The 18,769-nt window shown below is 64.7% G+C and carries 21 protein-coding genes; 9 read left to right on the plus strand and 12 right to left on the minus strand.

Going from position 1 to position 18,769, the window contains the following annotated elements; all coding sequences use genetic code 11:
* On the plus strand, nucleotides 1-999 hold the full coding sequence (locus AC3ANU_RS02360; RefSeq protein ID WP_043425013.1) for a glycosyltransferase family 2 protein: 999 nt from the start codon (nucleotides 1-3) through the stop codon (nucleotides 997-999).
* A 160-nt stretch (nucleotides 1,000-1,159) separates the two neighbouring features.
* Here AC3ANU_RS02360 and AC3ANU_RS02365 read toward each other — a convergent pair whose 3' ends face one another.
* The 8 genes from AC3ANU_RS02365 to AC3ANU_RS02400 all read right to left on the minus strand — a co-directional run bounded on the left by AC3ANU_RS02365 (nucleotide 1,160) and on the right by AC3ANU_RS02400 (nucleotide 8,793).
* A complete protein-coding gene (locus AC3ANU_RS02365; RefSeq protein WP_018769844.1) occupies nucleotides 1,160-2,218 on the minus strand; it encodes a metallophosphoesterase family protein in 1,059 nt (352 codons plus the stop codon).
* Nucleotides 2,215-2,457 carry a hypothetical protein gene (locus AC3ANU_RS02370; RefSeq protein WP_018769843.1) on the minus strand — a complete coding sequence of 81 codons (243 nt, stop codon included), beginning with the start codon at nucleotides 2,455-2,457 and terminating at the stop codon, nucleotides 2,215-2,217. The genes AC3ANU_RS02365 and AC3ANU_RS02370 overlap by 4 nt, the downstream gene beginning before the upstream one ends.
* The gene (locus tag AC3ANU_RS02375) at nucleotides 2,454-2,795 is read right to left on the minus strand and encodes a hypothetical protein (protein WP_018769842.1); all 342 of its coding nucleotides are present in this window, start codon (nucleotides 2,793-2,795) and stop codon (nucleotides 2,454-2,456) included. Before AC3ANU_RS02375 ends, AC3ANU_RS02370 begins: the two co-directional genes overlap by 4 nt.
* Nucleotides 2,792-4,573, minus strand: coding sequence for a hypothetical protein (locus AC3ANU_RS02380; RefSeq protein ID WP_018769841.1), 1,782 nt, complete (start codon nucleotides 4,571-4,573; stop codon nucleotides 2,792-2,794). Before AC3ANU_RS02380 ends, AC3ANU_RS02375 begins: the two co-directional genes overlap by 4 nt.
* Entirely contained in the window at nucleotides 4,570-5,859 is a 1,290-nt protein-coding gene (locus AC3ANU_RS02385) for a lipopolysaccharide biosynthesis protein (RefSeq protein WP_018769840.1), read from the minus strand. Before AC3ANU_RS02385 ends, AC3ANU_RS02380 begins: the two co-directional genes overlap by 4 nt.
* A complete protein-coding gene (locus tag AC3ANU_RS02390; RefSeq protein ID WP_018769839.1) occupies nucleotides 5,849-6,667 on the minus strand; it encodes a glycosyltransferase family 2 protein in 819 nt (272 codons plus the stop codon). Before AC3ANU_RS02390 ends, AC3ANU_RS02385 begins: the two co-directional genes overlap by 11 nt.
* A gap of 11 nt (nucleotides 6,668-6,678) precedes the next feature.
* A complete protein-coding gene (locus AC3ANU_RS02395; RefSeq protein WP_488315387.1) occupies nucleotides 6,679-7,476 on the minus strand; it encodes a hypothetical protein in 798 nt (265 codons plus the stop codon).
* A 570-nt stretch (nucleotides 7,477-8,046) separates the two neighbouring features.
* Nucleotides 8,047-8,793 (minus strand): glycoside hydrolase family 16 protein, encoded by a 747-nt coding sequence (locus AC3ANU_RS02400; protein WP_488315388.1) that lies wholly within the window; start codon nucleotides 8,791-8,793, stop codon nucleotides 8,047-8,049.
* Between the two features lie 266 nt (nucleotides 8,794-9,059).
* Here AC3ANU_RS02400 and rpsF point away from each other — a divergent pair, with 266 nt between their 5' ends.
* From rpsF to AC3ANU_RS02435, 7 genes are all read left to right on the plus strand, one after another.
* Entirely contained in the window at nucleotides 9,060-9,365 is a 306-nt protein-coding gene (rpsF, locus tag AC3ANU_RS02405) for a 30S ribosomal protein S6 (protein ID WP_013602900.1), read from the plus strand.
* Nucleotides 9,366-9,439: 74 nt separating this feature from the next.
* A complete protein-coding gene (locus AC3ANU_RS02410; RefSeq protein ID WP_018769835.1) occupies nucleotides 9,440-10,015 on the plus strand; it encodes a single-stranded DNA-binding protein in 576 nt (191 codons plus the stop codon).
* Nucleotides 10,016-10,141: 126 nt separating this feature from the next.
* On the plus strand, nucleotides 10,142-10,381 hold the full coding sequence (rpsR, locus tag AC3ANU_RS02415) for a 30S ribosomal protein S18 (protein WP_003800144.1): 240 nt from the start codon (nucleotides 10,142-10,144) through the stop codon (nucleotides 10,379-10,381).
* 17 nt (nucleotides 10,382-10,398) lie between these two features.
* Nucleotides 10,399-10,851, plus strand: a complete 453-nt coding sequence (rplI, locus tag AC3ANU_RS02420) for a 50S ribosomal protein L9 (RefSeq protein WP_018769834.1) — start codon at nucleotides 10,399-10,401, stop codon at nucleotides 10,849-10,851.
* Between the two features lie 79 nt (nucleotides 10,852-10,930).
* A complete protein-coding gene (locus tag AC3ANU_RS02425) occupies nucleotides 10,931-11,779 on the plus strand; it encodes a PhzF family phenazine biosynthesis protein (protein ID WP_134164864.1) in 849 nt (282 codons plus the stop codon).
* A gap of 107 nt (nucleotides 11,780-11,886) precedes the next feature.
* Nucleotides 11,887-12,513 carry an FMN reductase gene (locus tag AC3ANU_RS02430; protein ID WP_018769832.1) on the plus strand — a complete coding sequence of 209 codons (627 nt, stop codon included), beginning with the start codon at nucleotides 11,887-11,889 and terminating at the stop codon, nucleotides 12,511-12,513.
* A gap of 262 nt (nucleotides 12,514-12,775) precedes the next feature.
* Nucleotides 12,776-14,077: a hypothetical protein gene (locus AC3ANU_RS02435; protein WP_018769831.1), complete on the plus strand. Its 1,302-nt coding sequence runs from the start codon at nucleotides 12,776-12,778 to the stop codon at nucleotides 14,075-14,077.
* A gap of 118 nt (nucleotides 14,078-14,195) precedes the next feature.
* Here AC3ANU_RS02435 and AC3ANU_RS02440 read toward each other — a convergent pair whose 3' ends face one another.
* Nucleotides 14,196-14,762: a hypothetical protein gene (locus AC3ANU_RS02440; protein WP_018769830.1), complete on the minus strand. Its 567-nt coding sequence runs from the start codon at nucleotides 14,760-14,762 to the stop codon at nucleotides 14,196-14,198.
* 14 nt (nucleotides 14,763-14,776) lie between these two features.
* Nucleotides 14,777-15,082, minus strand: a complete 306-nt coding sequence (locus tag AC3ANU_RS02445) for a hypothetical protein (protein WP_018769829.1) — start codon at nucleotides 15,080-15,082, stop codon at nucleotides 14,777-14,779.
* A gap of 642 nt (nucleotides 15,083-15,724) precedes the next feature.
* On the opposite strand from AC3ANU_RS02445, the gene dnaB reads away from it, so the two are divergent.
* Nucleotides 15,725-17,104, plus strand: coding sequence for a replicative DNA helicase (gene dnaB, locus AC3ANU_RS02450; RefSeq protein ID WP_018769828.1), 1,380 nt, complete (start codon nucleotides 15,725-15,727; stop codon nucleotides 17,102-17,104).
* On the opposite strand, the gene AC3ANU_RS02455 is transcribed toward dnaB, so the two are convergent.
* Nucleotides 17,101-18,111 carry an acyl-CoA thioesterase gene (locus tag AC3ANU_RS02455; protein ID WP_056392374.1) on the minus strand — a complete coding sequence of 337 codons (1,011 nt, stop codon included), beginning with the start codon at nucleotides 18,109-18,111 and terminating at the stop codon, nucleotides 17,101-17,103. The two genes, dnaB and AC3ANU_RS02455, sit on opposite strands and share 4 nt — an antisense overlap.
* A gap of 142 nt (nucleotides 18,112-18,253) precedes the next feature.
* Nucleotides 18,254-18,688 (minus strand): DoxX family protein, encoded by a 435-nt coding sequence (locus AC3ANU_RS02460; protein ID WP_488315389.1) that lies wholly within the window; start codon nucleotides 18,686-18,688, stop codon nucleotides 18,254-18,256.
* Between the last annotated feature and the right edge of the window lie 81 nt (nucleotides 18,689-18,769).

An 18,769-nucleotide genomic window follows, 5' to 3' on the forward strand; every position in this document is an offset into this window, starting at 1 on the left:
ATGCTGGATCGAATTGTCCGTCCAAGTGTGTCGATCGTGATTTGTGCCTACACCGAACGCCGCTGGGAGCTTTTGCTGGACGTGATCGAGTCTGTCCGCGCCCAAACTGTCGCCCCCCAGGAGATCCTGGTGGTCGTGGACCATAACGAGGACCTCTACGGTCGGCTCCTCGAAATTGTCGACGACGTGACAGTGGTGGAGAGCGAAGGCCCTCCGGGGCTTTCAGGGGCGCGCAACACGGGCGTCGGACTCGCAGAGGGGGACATCGTGGCCTTCCTGGATGATGATGCGGTGGCGACGCCAAACTGGCTGGAACGCCTGCTTGTCCTCTACGACGATCCCGACGTGCTGGCCGTTGGCGGCCGCGTCGAACCTGTATGGGACCAGGGCCGCCCAGGCTACTTCGGTGAAGAACTCGACTGGATCGTTGGATGCAGCCACCGCGGAATGCCGACGGTTGCCTCCGAAGTCCGGAACCTCATTGGGGCAAACATGTCCTTCAGGCTCGACGTCCTCCGGCAGGTTGGTGGCTTCAACATCGCGCTGGGCAGGCAAGGCAATTTGCCGCTTGGCTGCGAGGAGACCGAGATCTGCATCCGCTCCACCATGGGCGCACCCGGTTCCCGGATCGTTTACGAACCTGCTGCCTTGGTCCGGCATCACGTCCCGCAGGAACGTGGGACTGTGCGCTACATGCTTTCCAGGTCCTGGTCGGAGGGCCTCTCCAAGGCACAGGTCAGCCACGTCGTGGGGCACAAACGGGCCCTCGGTCCCGAACGGCGGTATGTCCGCAGCACACTGCCGCGCGCCGTGTTCTCGGGAATCCGCGATTGGAGCCGGGGCGACAATCCCATGGGACTGGGACGGGCAGGATCCGTCCTTGCGGTATTGGCCTTCACCTCCGCCGGCTACCTCCGCGGCCGCCGGCTGGCGCACAGCTCCACAACCCAGTTGGGCAGTGAAATTCCCCAAGGCGCAGTCTGGCGGGAAGTCCAGTGAGGGTGAACACCTAGCCAGGACGCTGCCCGTCCCGTCCATGGGAAAGACCTCTTAACGTTGGTGGCAACCAAACAGAGCCAACGACTAAGAGGTCTTTCCCAATGTGGAGGTTGAATCAAACCCGGCACAAGCGCTGCGTTCAGGGGCTGCGGCAGTGGGGTCAGCCGGCGTCCGGGTGCCAGTACCGCAATCCGCCGCTGGTACCCCCGTCGTCGGCGACATCGATCAGCGCGTAGGGAAAGACCTGGCGGTCCAACTGATCCGGACCTTGGCCGCGGACGTCCGACGACCAGGTGCCGGTGTTGATGTACCGGGTTGGAGAACCTTCCAGCCGTGATTCAAGGGCGCGGTGCGTGTGGGCCGAGATGTACCAGGCCACTTCGGAACCGTGTGCTTCAAGAATGCCCGCCACCCGGGCTGCCGCCGCAGGAGCTTGCCCGCCACTGACATTGCGTCCAGTGGCAGCAAGCACCATGCGGGTCGCGGTAAGGGGAAGCGCTGACACCGTCCGGAACCGGGACAGGCGTGCAAGTTCCCGCACTGCCGTCCCGTTGAGCGCGAGCCGCTGCGACTCGGTCTGGAGCAGCTCGTCATAGGCCGGGCCGCGGACGCGCCGTTCCGCCCGTTCCGAGGCCAAACAGGCCTGGGCAACAGCTCCGGCACGACTGAGGCGCGACCGCGTGGGATGGGCATGCCAGGCGGCGAGGGGCGGCAGATCCAGCCCGTCAGTGCCGTTGACGGCGGTGCGCAGCACCTCGGGTATCCGGTGCAGCGCGTGATGCAGGTGTCCATGCTCGGCCATCAGCACGGAGGGGACATAGAGGAACCACGGGTGCACCCGGACCCGCGTGGGATCATCGGGTGCCAGCAGCGCCGCCAGCCGTGCGGCCACCGATGGGCGGGCCAACTCCACATCATGGTTCCCGCATACGAAGTGCAGCTGCACCCCGCGCGCCACGCACGCCTCGAGGGCCCGGAGAGTGGCCGGGTGCCGTTCGAAGATGGAGTCAAGCCGGGCCAGGCTCTCGTTCTCGGACAGGCCTGTGAGTTCAAAAGTGTCACCAACGAAGACAAGGTGTTGCTGCATGCCCGGGGCGGCGGGCACCTCGCGGTGGAGGAACCCCGGCAGTACCCTGCCGGGGTTCCGGGGATCGTCGTCAGTGACGTCCAGATGGAGGTCGCTGACGAGCAACCATCGCGCCCCGCGCCCCAGGTTCACGTAAGCAGTCCAAGGACGCGGGGGAAGAGAAGGAGCAGGAAGGCCGCCCACATGACGCCGACTACGATCCTGCTGTTCCTGGACTGGCTGTGGGGAACCGGCGCTGCTGCCGGTTGCCCAGTGCTTGATCCAGTGCTTGGTGCGGTGGTTGACCTGCCGGGTCCAAGCCGCCGGACCTCGAGGGTTACGAGGGTGATGAGCAGCACGGCAGCTGCCAGCACTCCTGCCAGATCCATCATGATGCGACCTCCTGACGTGCCCGCGCCAAGCATGCGAGGACAGTAATGACGGCCATTGTCACGACGCATGCCTGCCACGACCACAGCGTGAGGTAGAACATGGCCGTGGACACTGCGGTGAGTGTGGCCAGGCCCAGTCCCAGGACGAGCAGCACGCCAAGCGGGACGTCGGTAATCGGGATAAGCCGGGCCAGTGCCTGGCCCGGGAGCAGGATGAGGATGGCTATGGCGGCGACCGTCTGCAGCGGTGTCGGCAACCCGACCAGCGTGACCAGGGCCAGTACCACCGCGGCAACCCCCAGCGCCAGGGTGGGCCGGCTCACTCCGCGGCCGGTCATGGCCCCACCCGGTATACGCGTGCGTCGGCATTGCTGTACGCGAGCTCCACGCCGACCTGCGTATCAAGCCAGTCCTCGAGCTCCCCGAGGCCCGTGGCGGTGGTCTGGCCCTGGATGATCAGGCTCGACTCCGATGAGCGCAGGAGCAGCAGGTAGGCGCCGGCGGCATTGTGCCTGGCGTAACCGTAGATGAGGGGGCCGCAGGTTTCGGCCGACAGGTCGGCGGGACAGAGGTCCTCAATGGTCCGGTATCGGTGCTCCAGGTAGTCCTGGTTGCGCCACGGTGTGGGATGGTCAGCCGAGATAATCGAAGAGCCGGGCGGCGCCATGTGGTCCACGGCGGCGATGGCGGCCATCTCGTCATCGGTAAAGACGTCATATTGCGCGTTGCCAAAACGGCCTGTCACGGTCATGACGGCGAACAGGATGCAGGTGAGGACAAGGGCTCCCGCAGCACGGAAGGAAGGCCGGTATCCCACGTTTCCGGGAAGCAGGACCGATGACGCCTGCATCGCAACGAAGGGGAGCGCGAACAGTGATACGCGGATGAGCATTTCCCCGCCGTAGGACTGCGCGGGAAAGAGCAGGAACGGGGCGACGGCCAGGAGGAGCACGCGGATGTCAAGGCGCCCCCTGCGCCAGTCGCGGAACGTTCCAACGGCGGCGAGGGCCCAGAGCAGGAGGGTGAGGCCCATTCGGACCTGCACCACGAGCAGATGTCCAGGGGTCCCGTTGGTGCGGTCGACGACATTTGCTTCGATGGCGGTCTGCAGGCCCGCGTCCGCCAGCGGCGGATGGCCTGCGAGGTACGTGCTTGCAGGAAAGACAAGCCAGAGCACCAGTACGACGCCGGCGATCAGGGGCAGCCTGCTGGGCCAGAGACGTCCGCTCAGGGTAAGGGCGGTGAGCGCGATCAATACCATGAACGGCGTGAGCTGGTGGCTCGCGCAAATGACCACGATCAGCAGGAGGGTTACCGCCAGGGCGCCAATCCGGCGCCCCGGCTGGGGTTCGGCCGGGGACCGGCCCCGCCACCATGCTGCCAGGTCGGCGCGCCGGAACCCGCGGAAGTGGGAAGGCTCCGTTGCCAGCGGCCCCAGTGCCAGGGCCACCACAACCAGGTAGAGGAAGAAGCCGAAGGCCTGGGGGGAGAGGTAGTCCTGGTCCTGCCAGTTGCCGAGGCAGAAGAGCCAGAGCACCAGCCAGCGCCGGCGCGGATCGCTGATCAGGTACCGTGTCACCACGGCCACGGCGACGAGCCACAGGCCCACGTTGAACACCGGTGCCCACAGGGCAACGCTCACGGGGTCGAGGCCGGCCGTTCCGAGCACGGTCGCCAGGAGGGCAAAGAATCCCGGCCAGTTGAAGTATGCATCGATGTTGGGATCGATGGCCACATTGCGCGACATGGCGTCGGCGATGCCCAGGTGGCGGAACGCCACTTCACCGCGCGGTACGTCCGTCACGAAGACAGCGGCGCCGAAGAGTATGAGCACCAGTACCACGAGGAGCCACAGCATCACCGGGCTGCGTGCAGGGCCCGCGGCATCCCCGCGCAGTGCCACGACGAAGGCGATGTTGAGAATCAGGACCCCCACCCAGAACGGGTAGGGCAGCACACCGACCAGTCCAAGGTCGCTGTTCACAGGAAGTGCCACGGTGGAGGCGGCCCACGCTGCAAGTGCGAGCGACACCGCCCCCGCTGCGGCGCACCAGACATCCCTGGTTTTCCAGCGCGCCTGGGGACGGTGGATGGCCTCCTTGAGCGTGCTGGTCATGATGCCTCCTTTTTGGTGCGGTGGAGAATTGCGATGAGCCGCAGTCCGATGACCAGGGCCCCGGCGGAGAGCACTACCAGCCACGCAAGGGCCATGGCGCTGGAGCCACTGTCGGCGCCCAGGAGCGCCGAGACGCAGAGCGCGGCGCCAAGTGTCACCCCGACGATGATCGACTCTGTATAGCGGCCGAGCACCCGGCAGACGGAGTTGTAGGCCTGCAGCACCGCATAGGCCACCACTCCCGCGGCCAACAACCGCAGGGTGCCGGTGGATGCATTGGCGTACCTGTCGCCGAGCAGATGGAGCAGCGGGTGGGCAAAGACGATGAGGACCATCGCAGCGAGGCCACCGACTATGAGGGACCAGCGGAAACTTGCCCAGGTGGTGGCCGCCAGGCGGCCCGGTTCACGGACTCCCTCGGAGAATTGGACAATGCCTATAAGCATCGGAGCTGTGTAGGCAGCCCAGGCCATCATCCATGCGGGATACCAGTAGGCCGCCACCTCCGGCGATACCAAGTGCGCAAGCAGGAGCGGCAGCACCAGTCCCGGGGCGCGTTCGGTGAGGGTGAGGAGCTGGTTTGGAATGCCCATTTTCAGCAATGAACGTCCGCGCCCGGGATGCAGGGACGGCCGTGGCCGATAGCCCACCAATCTCCGCAGCTGGACGCCACCGATGATGCACGAGACGGCCGAACCGAGGGTCCAGCAGGCCATCAGCACATCGGCCGTAGCCGCGTGGGCCGCCTGCAACGCCACCAACGCCGTGGCCCCAAGGGAGACCATGCCGCCCAGTGTGTACCTCAGTGTTGCGCTGCTGCCGCGTCCCAACGCGACGAGCGCCTGGTCCAGCACCGTGCACATGGTTCCCGTGACGGCAGCCACCACGAACGTCAACCAGAAGAGAACCGACATCGGGGCCGTGTTCGGCGCCACGAACAACTCCAGCACGAGGTAGCCCAGGGCCAGCACGGTCCCTGCCACCCCCACGATGCCAAACGCCGCGTCCAGCACCCGGGCCGGCGGCTCCCCCCGCCCCACCGAGACGATGACGGCCGAACCGGTGCCCAGCACCGCAAGCTGGGTGCAGATCATCACCGCCGAAACCGCAGCAGTGGTCAACCCAACCTCACGGTCTATCGCCGCGTGCGCGGCGACGACCCAGAATGCGAAACCCGTGCCCGTCTGCGCAGCCTTGGCCAGGACGAGTCCAAGCGAGCTGCGCAGGGGGGAATGCCGGACGACGGGTGGGGCCTCCGTTGGAGCGATCTCCCGTTCAGCCGTCACGACCTAAACCCCTCGCCATACCCGCGTAGTTGTACCAGCAGAAGGCGATGTAATAGCGAAGCCATTTAGGCTGGCCGGAGGCGAGGCTCAAAGCGCTTCCCCGAACGGCGGCGGCGGCGGGCAGGAGCGCCAATCGTGCGCCGCCCCAGCCGTGCTTCCGGACCATCCGGCCCAGTCCCGTACCATCCATGAGGAACTGGTCAAGCGCGAAGTCGAAGTCGTCGGCGGCAAACCGGTGTTCGACCATGACCCGCTGCGACACCCCGGTCTTCATCCCTGATTGCCGCATCCGCCACCGCAGTTCGATGTCCTCGCCCGACTTGAATGCGTCGTCGAAACCGAGGCCCAACATCAGGTCCCGGTCTACGAGCGTGGCGACGAGTCCGAACCAGTTGCGGCTGCGTCCGGTGCGATGGTGATGTGCCAGCGCCTGGCCCCAGTAGCCGGGTCCTGCGACGCTTTCAAGGCCTGCCTGGAGGGCGTCATATCCGTCCTCCACCAACTCAATGAGCAGGTCTGCGACGCCGGTGGCTCCGAACACGACGTCGGCATCCACCAGCAGGACCCACCGGGTGGTGCTGTTCTGGACGCCAAGCGTGCGGGCCCAGGGCAGGCCGCGGCCCTCGTCACTAAGGATCCGGGCGCCGGCAGCGCGGGCAATTTCGACCGTGCGGTCGGTGGACAACCCGTCCACCACGATGATTTCCGCGACACCGGACTGACGCAAGGCTTCCAGACAGCGCGGAAGCAGCTGCTCCGCGTTGCGGGCCGGAACGACCGCGGTGACGTCTGCTGTGCTGTAGCCCACCGTGATCCCCCTTAGGCCTGCTCGTCGAGGATTGACGGCAGCAGCTCGTCCAGGTGCCGGACAATATCGTCCGATGCCTCGTCCGCGGAGTAGGCGGCCGGGACTTGGAACAGGTGGCAGGGGCGTCCGTCCAGGGCTTTGCTGAGAACGAGTCCTTTCGCCGCGAAGTGTTCGCGCCACGGGACCACGGAGCTTGCTGCGAGGCCGGTAACGACCCGCTGCGAGAAGCTCGCCATCTCGATATGGAAGTTGCCGATCATGCGGTCCACCATCCAGTCGGTGGTCCGTTCAACAACCCGTGACCGTGCGCCCTCGTAGCGCTCCACATATATGGCGGCCGCAAGCGGTGCTGAGGTGGTCACCTTCCGACCGGGAAACGCTGCCTCCGGGGTGACCATGCGGTGCTCCGGCGACCACCGTCGGGAGAAGTCGGCCAGGCGTGGATAACGGATAACGAACGGGTGCACCACAGTGGTGAGGCGTCCGATGCTCCCGGAGAACCGGGAGGGGACGAGGGGCTTGCGCGCACCTTCAAACAGGTGCGGGTAGATTGCGCGGTGATGCGGCTTAATGAACATGGGCTTCGCGTATCCAAGCAGCGTTGCGTCCTCGGCGAGGAATGCCCAGTCGTCACCCATGAACGACCAGCCCTCACGCCGCATCAGCTTGGCGGCGGTGCTGGTCTTACCGGTCCCGCCGGCCGCGGGCAGCGCGATGGCGTGGCCCCGGTAGGCCATCGTTGCCGCGTGGATCATGGCCGCCCCGCGGGAGATCATGGCGGCATCGAGAACCGGTACCACGGAGGTCAAGAGCTCTCCGGGTCCGTGAATACGCCATTGCTCTGCACCCCTGACAACTTGGACCCGGTCAGCCTGAAAGCGCACACTGTTGTCCGTGTACGCCAGCTCATGCTCGACGAAGCCGGCATTCGGCATAGGCTCGGGGCGGTCATCAACAATAATGTCGGGCTGCCGATCCTCCGTGTCGGAGGCGAAACACGCCAACATGCTTTGAAGCTGCCTTGCCGTGGGGGCCATTGCGTCGACGCTGATCGTGACGCGGCCGTGAATGTCGAAGTGCAGTGCCTTCGCCCGCCTGGTGCTCATAGTCCTCCCCTGTCTGATTGGTGTCGGCCGAATACAGCTCCGGCCCGGGCCAATCCACCCAGTGCCCGTAGACGGATTCGAAACCCCCGGCCGTAAAACTCCGCCGGCAGAATCGAGCGTAGGGTAGGCCGCCCGGGTAAACACCGGTAGTGAGTACTCGCCTTTTGCATCGCCTGCTACGTGGGGAATGGCGCGCTTTTCGCAGGGCTGGGGGTGGAGGGGCACGTCCGGGCGTGGCGTTAAGTACGTTGGGGGTTTGTCCCGTTCGGTGCGTCAGGTAGAGGGGGTACCTTGGGCGTAGACGCGAACCCAGTCCACCCTCATCTCGCCGTGACCGTTGGGAGTGCCGTCCGGAAACCAGTCCAGTTGCAACGTCTGGTGCATCGAACCCGGTGGCTGATGCGTGGGGTCGCTGTCCTCAAACCACTTCACGCCATCGACGTAGCCGATGATGCCGCCGGGGGACCAGTCAACTGCGTAGTTGTGGAACTGCGTGACGTCCAGGGGCTTGGAAACAGAGGTCTTAGAGTTCGAGCATCCGAAGTGGTGGAAGAAATTGGTGCGGTTCCAGTCACCAGTGGTCTCCGCATAGTCCACTTCACCGTCACAGGGCCAGTGCCCGCTGTCCGGCCACAGGATCGACACCATGTGGTATTCATCGTCCCCGGAGCCCGCTGCCCGGACTTCCCAGCGGCCATACCTCTGGAGGCCAAATTTGGCACTCATTCCCGCGGTCGTGCCATCCGATGTTCCGGTAATGACCATCCTGGAACCATCCACCGTGACCTGCCGGGGACTGCGTATGCCGTTCCCTGCGTGCCCGTCACTGTCGTACACGGACCACTTCGCGGCGTCCGGTGCCCCGGCGTAATTGAACTCGTCGCCGGCGATCGGCGTGCCCCAGTCCAGCCTTGCCGCGGCAGAGGTCGCGGCAGAGTCTGTCATGGGTTGGGCTGAGCTGGCCGAGCAGCCGGCCAGGAACAGTGCCGCCATCCCCAGGGCCATCGCGGGTCGACGCATGTGTCAGATAATAGGGGCTTCAGCGGCGGGGTGGATAGCAGCCGCGGTTTTTCCACATAGCGTGCCGCGCCGCTGCCTGGGCTTCGCACCACGGCACTAGCCTTGAGTCAAGCGCGAATCGCCTATCGGGTCCAAATGCACTAGGATATTGAAGTCTGTGCTGCGTCCTGCCTCCGTTCCGGGGCAAGGCATTGCACGGAATCGCAAATGAACCTCCTGTTACGGAAATGCCGTAACCGCTTAGCCCAAAGGAGGTGGGTTCACATATGCGTCCTTACGAATTGATGGTAATCATCGACCCCGAGGTCGAAGAGCGTACCGTTGAGCCGTCGCTTCAGAAGTTCCTGAACGTCATCACCAACGATGGTGGAACCATCGAAAAGGTTGACATCTGGGGCCGTCGCCGTCTGGCTTACGAAATCAAGAAGAAGTCCGAAGGTATCTACGCCGTGGTGAACTTCACCGCCAAGCCGGAAACCGCCAAGGAACTTGACCGCCAGCTGTCTCTTAACGAGACCATCATGCGCACCAAGATCACCCGCCCCGAAGAGCAGAAGGTTGTTGCTGAGTAATTCAGCACCACCTCTTCATTCTTTACCCCGCAGGACACGCACTCTTCACCCAGGATCGAACAAGGAGGCAGTAGATGGCAGGCGAGACCACCATTACGGTCATCGGTAATCTCACCAATGACCCGGAATTGCGGTTCACACCGTCCGGTTCGGCAGTAGCGAACTTCACCATCGCTTCCACCCCCCGCACCTTTGATCGCCAGTCCAACGAGTGGAAGGACGGGGAAACCCTGTTCCTCCGCGCCGCTGTCTGGCGTGAAGCAGCCGAGAACGTTGCCGAATCCCTGACCAAGGGGATGCGCGTCATCGTGACCGGCCGCCTGAAGAGCCGTTCCTACGAAACAAAAGAAGGCGAAAAGCGCACCGTTATCGAGCTTGAGGTCGACGAGATCGGCCCGAGCCTGCGCTACGCCAACGCCAAGGTTAACCGTACCCAGCGCTCCGGCGGACAGGGTGGCGGCGGCTTCGGCGGCGGCAACAGCGGCGGTGGCTTCGGCGGCGGCAACTCTGGTGGAAGCCAGGGCGCCAACGCCGGCGGAGGCTGGGGCGGCGGGAACCAGCAGGCTGCACAGGACGATCCCTGGGCTACGCCCGGCGTGTCCAACGCAGGCGGCTGGGGCAACGGCCCCGATTCCGAACCTCCCTTCTAAAACCCAAACAACGGTCCGGCGCGGGGCCTCCCAGGGAGCCGAAAGGCACCCAGGGAACTGCCGCCGTCGGACCACCACCATCCCGTGGATCAATATCCACGGGCTCCCTAGAATAGGAGCTCCACGATGGCTAAGGCTGAACTCCGTAAGCCCAAACCAAAGTCCAACCCCTTGAAGGCCGCTGACATCACTGTCATCGACTACAAGGACGTAGCATTGCTGCGCAAGTTCATCTCCGACCGCGGAAAGATCCGCGCCCGTCGCGTCACTGGCGTTACGGTGCAGGAACAGCGCAAGATCGCCCAGGCAATCAAGAACGCCCGCGAAGTTGCTCTGCTGCCTTACTCCGGCGCTGGCCGCGGCTAAGGAAGGGATTAACTAACATGGCAAAGCTCATTCTGACCCACGAAGTCACCGGTCTCGGTGCTGCTGGCGATGTTGTCGAGGTCAAGGACGGTTACGCACGTAACTACCTCCTGCCCCGCAACTTTGCCCTGACCTGGTCGAAGGGTGGCGAGAAGCAGGTTGAGTCCATCAAGGCTGCCCGCGCTGCCCGCGAGCACGCTTCCCTGGAAGATGCTCAGAAGCAGGCCGCTGCACTGTCCGCGAAGCCGGTCAAGCTGGTCGTCAAGGCCGGCGAGTCCGGCCGCCTGTTCGGCACCGTCAAGCAGGGCGACGTCGCCGACGCTGTTGAGGCCGCCGGCCTCGGCAAGATCGACAAGCGCAAGGTTGAACTGCCTGCCCACATCAAGTCGGTTGGTTCCTACCAGGCCAACGTCCGCCTCCACGCTGACGTTGCTGCTGTGATCGAACTCGACGTGGTTGCAGGAAAGTAGTCCTCAACTGCATCGGAAGACCCCCGTCGCCGGACTCCGGCGGCGGGGGTCTTCCGTTTTCCGGTGGTAGCCTGCTCCGGTGAACCCGACACCACGCAGCCGCCCCTTCCATCAGGTGGATGTTTTCGCCAGCCAGGCCTACCGCGGCAACCCGCTCGCCGTCGTACTTGATGCCCAAGGGCTGGACACGGCAACAATGCAGCACTTCGCCAACTGGACCAATCTCTCGGAAACCACGTTTCTCCTGCCTCCCGAAGATCCCCGCGCCGATTACCGGGTCCGGATCTTTACCGGCAGCGAAGAGTTTCCGTTCGCAGGCCACCCGACCCTTGGCTCGGCCCATACGTGGCTGCAGGCCGGGGGAGTGCCGCGGTCTGACGGCCACGTGGTGCAGGAGTGCGCTGCGGGGCTGGTCCGGATAAAGCGCGACGGCGGGAGGCTGGCTTTCGCGGCACCGCCGCTGACACGCTTCGGGCCTGTGGATGCGGGTATCCGCCGTCAACTGGCCGCGGCGTTGCGGGTGTCCGCTGCCGACATCGTTGACGCGTCCTGGCTGGTGAATGGTCCGGAATGGATCGGTGTCCTGCTGCCTTCTGCGGCCCAGGTGCTGGCCCTGAATCCGGACCAGGCGGCGATGGGCGACCTGAAGATCGGCGTTATCGGGCCGCACGAGCCGGGTGCAGACGCCGACTTTGAGGTCCGCACATTCCTGCCCGGCGACGCCATGGCCGAAGACCCGGTCACCGGCAGCTTCAATGCAGGCGCCGCCCAATGGCTCATTGGAAGCGGCAGGGCGCCGGAGGAATATGTGGCCTCGCAGGGGACCGTCCTGGGGCGCGCCGGACGCATCCACATCACTGCCGATGCCGGGGACATCTGGGTGGGCGGGGACTCCGCCACCTGCATCCAGGGAAGCGTCCTGCTCTGACGCAGCGGCCCGGGTTCACGTCCGGGAATACTTCGCTGCCGGCGGCAGTTCACAGGTATAGATGCAAACGCATGTATGCTGAAGTGAACGATTACCAGGAGAATGCCATGGAAACCCGCCGTATCACCGTCCTTTCCGCAGGGCTTGGCGTACCTTCGTCCAGCCGGCTGCTGGCTGACCAGCTGGCTGCTGCCGCCGAGCGCCAGCTCAGGGCCGGCGGCTACGAGGTGGAGGTGGACGTCGTCGAACTCCGCGACCTTGCCGTGGACATCGCCAACAACTTCGTCACCGGCTATGCCGCACCACGCCTGGCCGAGGTCATAGCCGGGGTGGAGGCCTCGGACGGCATCATCGCCGTGACACCGGTCTTCAGCGCCTCCTTCAGCGGCCTTTTCAAATCCTTTATCGATGTTCTCGACCCGAAGTCGCTGGACGGCAAGGCGGTCCTGCTGGGCGCCACCGGCGGCACGGACCGGCACCAGATGGTCCTGGACTACGCGCTGCGGCCACTGTTCAGCTACCTCCGCACGCGCATGGCTGCAACCGGCGTCTTTGCCGGACCCCAGGACTGGGGAACAGCTGAAGAGGGCGGGGGGTCACTGGCGGACCGCATCGACCGCGCAGCCGGTGAATTCACCACTCTGCTGCAGGGGCCCCAACCGGGCCGGAAGCCCGCCCCGCTGGAGTCCCTTCCCTTCGAGCAGCTGCTGGCCGGGATTTCCGGGAACCGCTGACACACGGGCGGCCGCCCCCGGTGCCGGACCCCGTGGTTTCGGGGTTAGGGGACCCGGGCCGCGGGTTTTAGGGGGCGGTCCGGGGATTGCTATTGATCCTTCCACCGCCAACACTGAGCAATCTGGGGGTTGACTGATAATTCAACACCGGGGAGTGAAGTTGAGAGACCATCCAATATCCAACGTGGACGAGCATGATCGGGGTGCCGGGGCTTCCCGGCCCTTTCTTAGATGGGGACCTGCCGGTCCCGAGGGCCGCCGCATGCGTCAACGCCGACTGGCGTTTCCCGCACTGCTGACGGCGCTGCTGCTTGTGCTTGGTGGTCTGGTGGCGCCGTTGGCCGCCTCCGCCGCTACCGGTGATGTAGGCGTCCAGGGCCCGTCCCACTCCGGGACGGCAACGCCCACCGGGACCAAACGGCAGACGAATTCGCTGTGGTTCAACGACGGGACCTGGTGGGGGAACCTTTGGGACGCCGGCAGTTCCACTTTCCGCATCTTCCGGTTCAATGCCTCGACAAGTTCGTGGACGAGTACAGGTGTGGTGACGGAGTCCCGGGCGAACACCCACCATGACGTGTTGTGGGACGGGAAGACCCTGTATGTCGCGAGCTTCCGGTTCGTCAACGACGGCCTGCCGTCCGAACCGAACTTCCCCACGACTATGCGGCGGTACAGCTACAACTCGAGCACCAAGTCGTACACGAGCCTGGGATCCAGCCAAATCAACAACCAAAAAACTGAAACCATCTCCATTGATAAGGACTCAACCGGCCGGGTGTGGGCCACGTGGCAGCAGGGCAATCGGATCTATATGAACGTCACCGGCACGGACGGCGCCACGTGGGGCACCCCGTTTGCCCATCCGGCGTCGTTGAGCAATGTGTCCGTGGACGATAACTCAGCGGTCATCGCGTTCAGCGGGAACAAGATCGGTGTGATGTGGAGCAGGCAGGTGGGGGACTCCACTGACGGCATGTACTGGAGCTACCACGTCGACGGAGCGTCGAAGACCACCTGGACCACTCCTGTGGCGGCGGTGAAGGGGCAGCGGAGCGGCGACGACCACATGAACCTGAAGTGGCTGGATGCCTCAACAGACAAGGTTTTTGCCGCAATCAAAACCTCGTACACCTCGGCGTCCCAGCCGCTGATCCAGTTGCTGGCACTGAATACGTCTACGTCGACATGGTCTGCACACACGATTGCGACAGTGTCTGAGTGCCCGAACAGGGTGATCGTCATGATCGACGAGGCAGCGCGCAAGCTGCGTACCTTCGCTACCTATCCGAAGCCGGGTGGCACAACGAATGCCGGGGTATGCACGAGTTCCGGCGGGGCCATCTACGAGAAATCCACGTCCCTGGACAACATCAGCTTCAGCACCACCAAGACGGCCCGCATCGTTGACGCCGACCAGTACGTCCATAACGTCACGTCGACCAAGCAGAACGTCAACAGTGTTGCGCGGGGCACGGCCAACAGCGGCCTGCTGGTGCTCGCTGACGTGAATGCCACAAGCCGGTACTGGCACTACTACGATTCCACCGGCGGTGCCGGGTAGGCGGGCGGCAGCCAGCCCATCTTCATCCTGAGCCAGGCAAGGCATACAGGACAAGTACGGCCGGGACCCATTCGCAGGAATGGGAGCCCGGCCGTACAGCCGTTTCAATTGGCAGGTGTCAGTCGTCCAGCAGCGCAATGAACTCGCGGGCCTGCTTCATGGAGATATCAGAATGCTTGGACAGTGCAGTGGCTGCCGCTTCGGTGTCGCCACTGCGGGCAAGGGTGCGGATCCTGCCATAGATCTCGTCGTTGAGCATGTTGCTGCTCACTTCGCGGGTGACGTCGCCCTTGCTGGCGATCGCCCGGTAGCGGTAAGGAAACCGCTGGGGCTCGTCGTCGTCGGCCTCGGGTGCCTGCGCCGACTCGGGGCTCCGGTAGGGCTGGGGATGGGCCGCCAGGGCCCCGACGGCGTCACGGGAGGCCCGAAGCCCGTCGCCCGTGATTTCGTAGTAGAGCTTGATGGCAGCCATGGCCTGGCCCTGGGCAATCAGGGCATAAAGCCGCCGGTGTTCGTCTTCCGACAGCCGGTCTGCCGCAGCCCGGGCCAGCTCCTGTGGGGTGGCAGCGGGCTGGGACTGGGAGGCAGTATGTGCGGCCCTCCGCCTGGTGGCCGCGCGGTAGGCCACGGTGACTCCCGCAACCACGGCGAGCAGGATAAGGACCGGGACCACAAGCGATTCCATTTTCACGAGCCGTTCTATGTACTTCCTGGCCCTCGCCAGGTGCGATTGCTTTGCTGGTCATCCGCCCAGCCGTGTTCCTGCTGTTGGATGTGCTGCTGCCTGTTTTGGCTTGGGTGGGTAGCCGCCTCCAGCCGGGCGCGGGCGGCGGTGGCCGCCTCGACCTGGGCTGCGTAATGCCGGGCAGACCGCACGGCAAGTTCGTGCTGGTATTTTTCGGCTTCAGAGGTGCCCGCACCACGCGGCCGCAGGGCTGTGGCAATGCCCCAGATGAGCGCCACCAAAACTATCGCAGGCAACAGCACCAGCAGTAGATCGCCCATACCTAGAGCTTAATCCAGATCGTGGTTATCCACAGCATATTCACTGCTTCGCATACAGCGCCCCGCTGGTGTGGGTCAAACTCCCTGACGGGAATATGAGTAGTGCCACAGCGCCGATCGAAGTGCTCCCGGCCCGGCCTTACCTCCGCTTTCCGCGAGTGGTGCCAACAATGGCCTGTGGATGAAATTCCTTGGAAGAAATATTTACTCCACATGCTGTCCCAAGTGTTTCCGCAGGTCAGAGGCGGAAGCGGCGACAAAAAACTTTGATATCCACAGTGTTCCCCACAGACTGTGCACAAGGTATGCCCGGTACTGCACAGGTTATCCACAGCCCCTGCGGCATGCTGGCTTTGCGGCTGGCGCCAGGGCGGTTAGCGTAGCGGGGTACCTGTTCTCCGCGGTCAAAACAGGGTATGCCTGCACCGGTTTTCAGCCCGGCGCACGGCCTCCTGCAGGTCTCTGTGGAAAAGCTGTGGATAGTGGGGATAACTCCTGCGGAGCCGGGCATCCGGAGCCGCCGGCGCTTGATTGTCAGGGCCAGCGGGTAGACCTGGGCAGGTGGCGGAGCCGGTTACCGGGTGCCGCGAACAGGATGGATCGCCGGGCCGCCAGGCCGGGCATAAATTGAGGACGGCAGCTTTGTCAATCGCGCATCTGGACCCTGTCGAGACAACCCGTGGATCGGACGCCAGCCGGAAACCTCCCCAGGACATCGCGGCCGAACAGTCGGTCCTGGGCGGCATGATGCTGTCCAAGGATGCCATCGCAGATGTCGTTGAGATCCTCCGCGGGCAGGATTTCTACCGTCCCGCGCACGAGACCATCTACGAGGCCATCATTGACCTCTACGGCCGGGGGGAGCCCGCCGATGCCGTCACCGTCTCCGATGAGCTGACCAAGCGCGCCGAGATCAACAGGATCGGCGGCCCTGCCTACCTGCACGAACTGATCCAGACCGTTCCCACGGCAGCCAACGCGGGCTACTACGCCGAGATCGTGGCCGAACGGGCAGTGCTCCGCCGGCTGGTGAACGCCGGAACCAAGATCGTCCAGCTGGGGTACGGGTCGGACGGCGAGGTGGAGGACCTGGTCAACCAGGCGCAGGCGGAGGTTTACGCGGTAGCGGAGCGCCGCACCGCGGAGGACTACGTGGTACTGAAGGACGTGATGGAGTCCACGGTGGACGAAATCGAGGCGTCCGGCCACCGTGGAGAGGGCATGACGGGTGTGCCCACCGGGTTCTATGAGCTCGACGAGCTGACCCACGGGCTCCACCCGGGGCAGATGATCGTCATCGCCGCCCGCCCGGCCGTCGGTAAGTCGACGTTCGCACTGGACTTCGCCCGTTCCGCAGCCATCAAGAACAACCTCGCCACCGTCATGTTTTCGCTGGAAATGGGCCGGAATGAGATCGCCATGCGCCTGCTGTCTGCCGAGGCCACCATTGGTCTCCAGGACCTCCGCAAGGGCACCATCAAGGACGAACAGTGGTCCAAGATCGCCACCACCATGGGCCGGATGAATGATGCACCGCTGTTCATTGATGACAGCCCCAACATGTCCCTGATGGAAATCCGGGCCAAATGCCGCCGCCTGAAGCAGCAGCACGACCTCAAGCTGGTCATCCTGGACTACCTGCAGCTCATGAGCTCGGGAAAGAAGGTGGAGTCCCGCCAGCAGGAAGTCTCCGAGTTTTCGCGTGCGCTCAAGCTCCTGGCCAAGGAACTCCAGGTCCCCGTGATCGCGCTGTCCCAGCTGAACCGTGGATCGGAACAGCGGCAGGACAAGCGGCCCATGGTGTCCGACCTCCGCGAGTCCGGCTCCATCGAGCAGGACGCGGACATGGTGATCCTGCTTCACCGCGAGGACGTCTACGACAAGGAATCACCCCGTGCCGGAGAAGCGGACATCCTTGTGGCCAAACACCGTAACGGTCCCACCAAGGACATTGTGGTGGCCTTCCAGGGCCACTACTCCCGCTTCGCCAACATGGCCGGCGATACCGGCGGCGGCTTCTAAGTATCCCGGCGGGCGCTGGTTCCCCCGCCGGCAGGCCCTGCGGCGGCCAGCAGGTGGTTCGGCAGGCGGTTGCCGGGCGCTGTTCCCCGGATCTCCAGGAGTTCGCGGGCGTGGGCGTGGAGCCGCTTGTCCTCCTCGCTGACCGGCACCCAGGCGGGGACGGGCACGGAGTTGCCCTCGTCGTCGCGCGCCACCATCACGGTGAGGCAGTATGTGGTGAGGGCCAGTTCACGGCCTTTCGGATCGCCCGAACGGACATGGACGGCGATGTGCATTCCCTTGGTCCCGGTGTAAACCAGCCGGGCCTCAACCTCCACAACATGGCCAATCAGCAGCGGCCGGTAGAAGCGCACGCCGCCGGAGAAGACAGCCACGGTATCCCTGCCGCAGTAACGGGAAGCGCACACGTAAGCGGCCTCGTCGATCCACTTCATGACAATGCCGCCGTGGACCTTGCCGCCCCAGTTCACGTCCGTGGGGGCGGCCATGAACCGCAGCGTCACCCGCTCGGCCGTACCGGCGTCGGTATATTCCTGCCGGTTCATGGCTTCCACGATCTGCTCGCGGACCTTGATCCTGGCCAGCGCGTGGTCCCGTTGCTCGATCTCGGCCGGGGTTTGGGGTTCGAACTGCTGCACCGGGATGGGCCTGCCGTCCGGGCCGACCGCAACGAAGATCACCATGCACTGGCTGCGCATGGTGGCAGGGCCGCCTTTGGGGTCACCCGAGGAAACCACGGTATGGATGTGCATTGAGGACCGGCCGGTGTAGACGATGGTCGCTTCCACCTCCACCATGTCGCCGCTGTTGACGGGATCGGCGAAGTGGATGTTTCCCACGTACGCGGTGACGCAGTAGGACTTGGCCCATCCCACTGCCGCGGCATAGGCGGCTTTGTCCACCCACTCAAGCACCGTGCCTGCGTCCACGGAGCCGCTGTGCCCCACGTCGGTGGGGGCAGCGAGGAAGCGGAGGGTCACGGAGTTGGCGCGGCCGGTCTCAGTCATGCTGCGATCTTACTGAGGGCCACGGTTACCGGCCGGTTGGGTCTGAAACAAACTTCCCGGCGGGAGTGCCGCGATTAAAGCCCGACGGCGGCCGGCCACCTTGGGTGACCTGCCGCCGTCGCACCCGGTGGGACAAGTGATCCTAGGCGAGGGCGGCCAGCCGCGAGTTGCTGCGCCCGAAGAGCGCGCGGTCCAGGGAAAGCCGGCCGGCGCCCGTGAGCGCCAGCGCGAATGCCGCGGCGGCCAGGAGCAGGACGAATTCGTAGCCGCCGTTTGCGGCAAAGATGCCGGCGGGAGCGTGCACCAGGAAAAGGGCGCCCAGCATGTCCAGGGCGAGGAGGGCGGCCACCACTCGGGTGAGGATCCCCAGGATCAGGGCTACGCCGCCCGCCAGTTCCAGGACGGCCACGGCGGGTGCCACGAGCCCGGCTGCCGGAACCCCCATTTTGGCGAAGGATGCCTGGGTGCCGGCGATGGTCCATTCGTTGAACTTCTGCCATCCGTGGGCTGCGAAGAGGAAGCCAAGGACGATGCGCAGGGCGGTGAGGGCGGTGGTGGTGAGTCGTAACTGGTTCATGGATACCACTCTTGCCGACCAATGGTTGAAGTGTCAACTATTCTTTGGGGGACTGTGGGCTTTCTCATCTCCGGAGCGTGT

The organism is Arthrobacter sp. SDR-2R, from assembly GCF_057747955.1.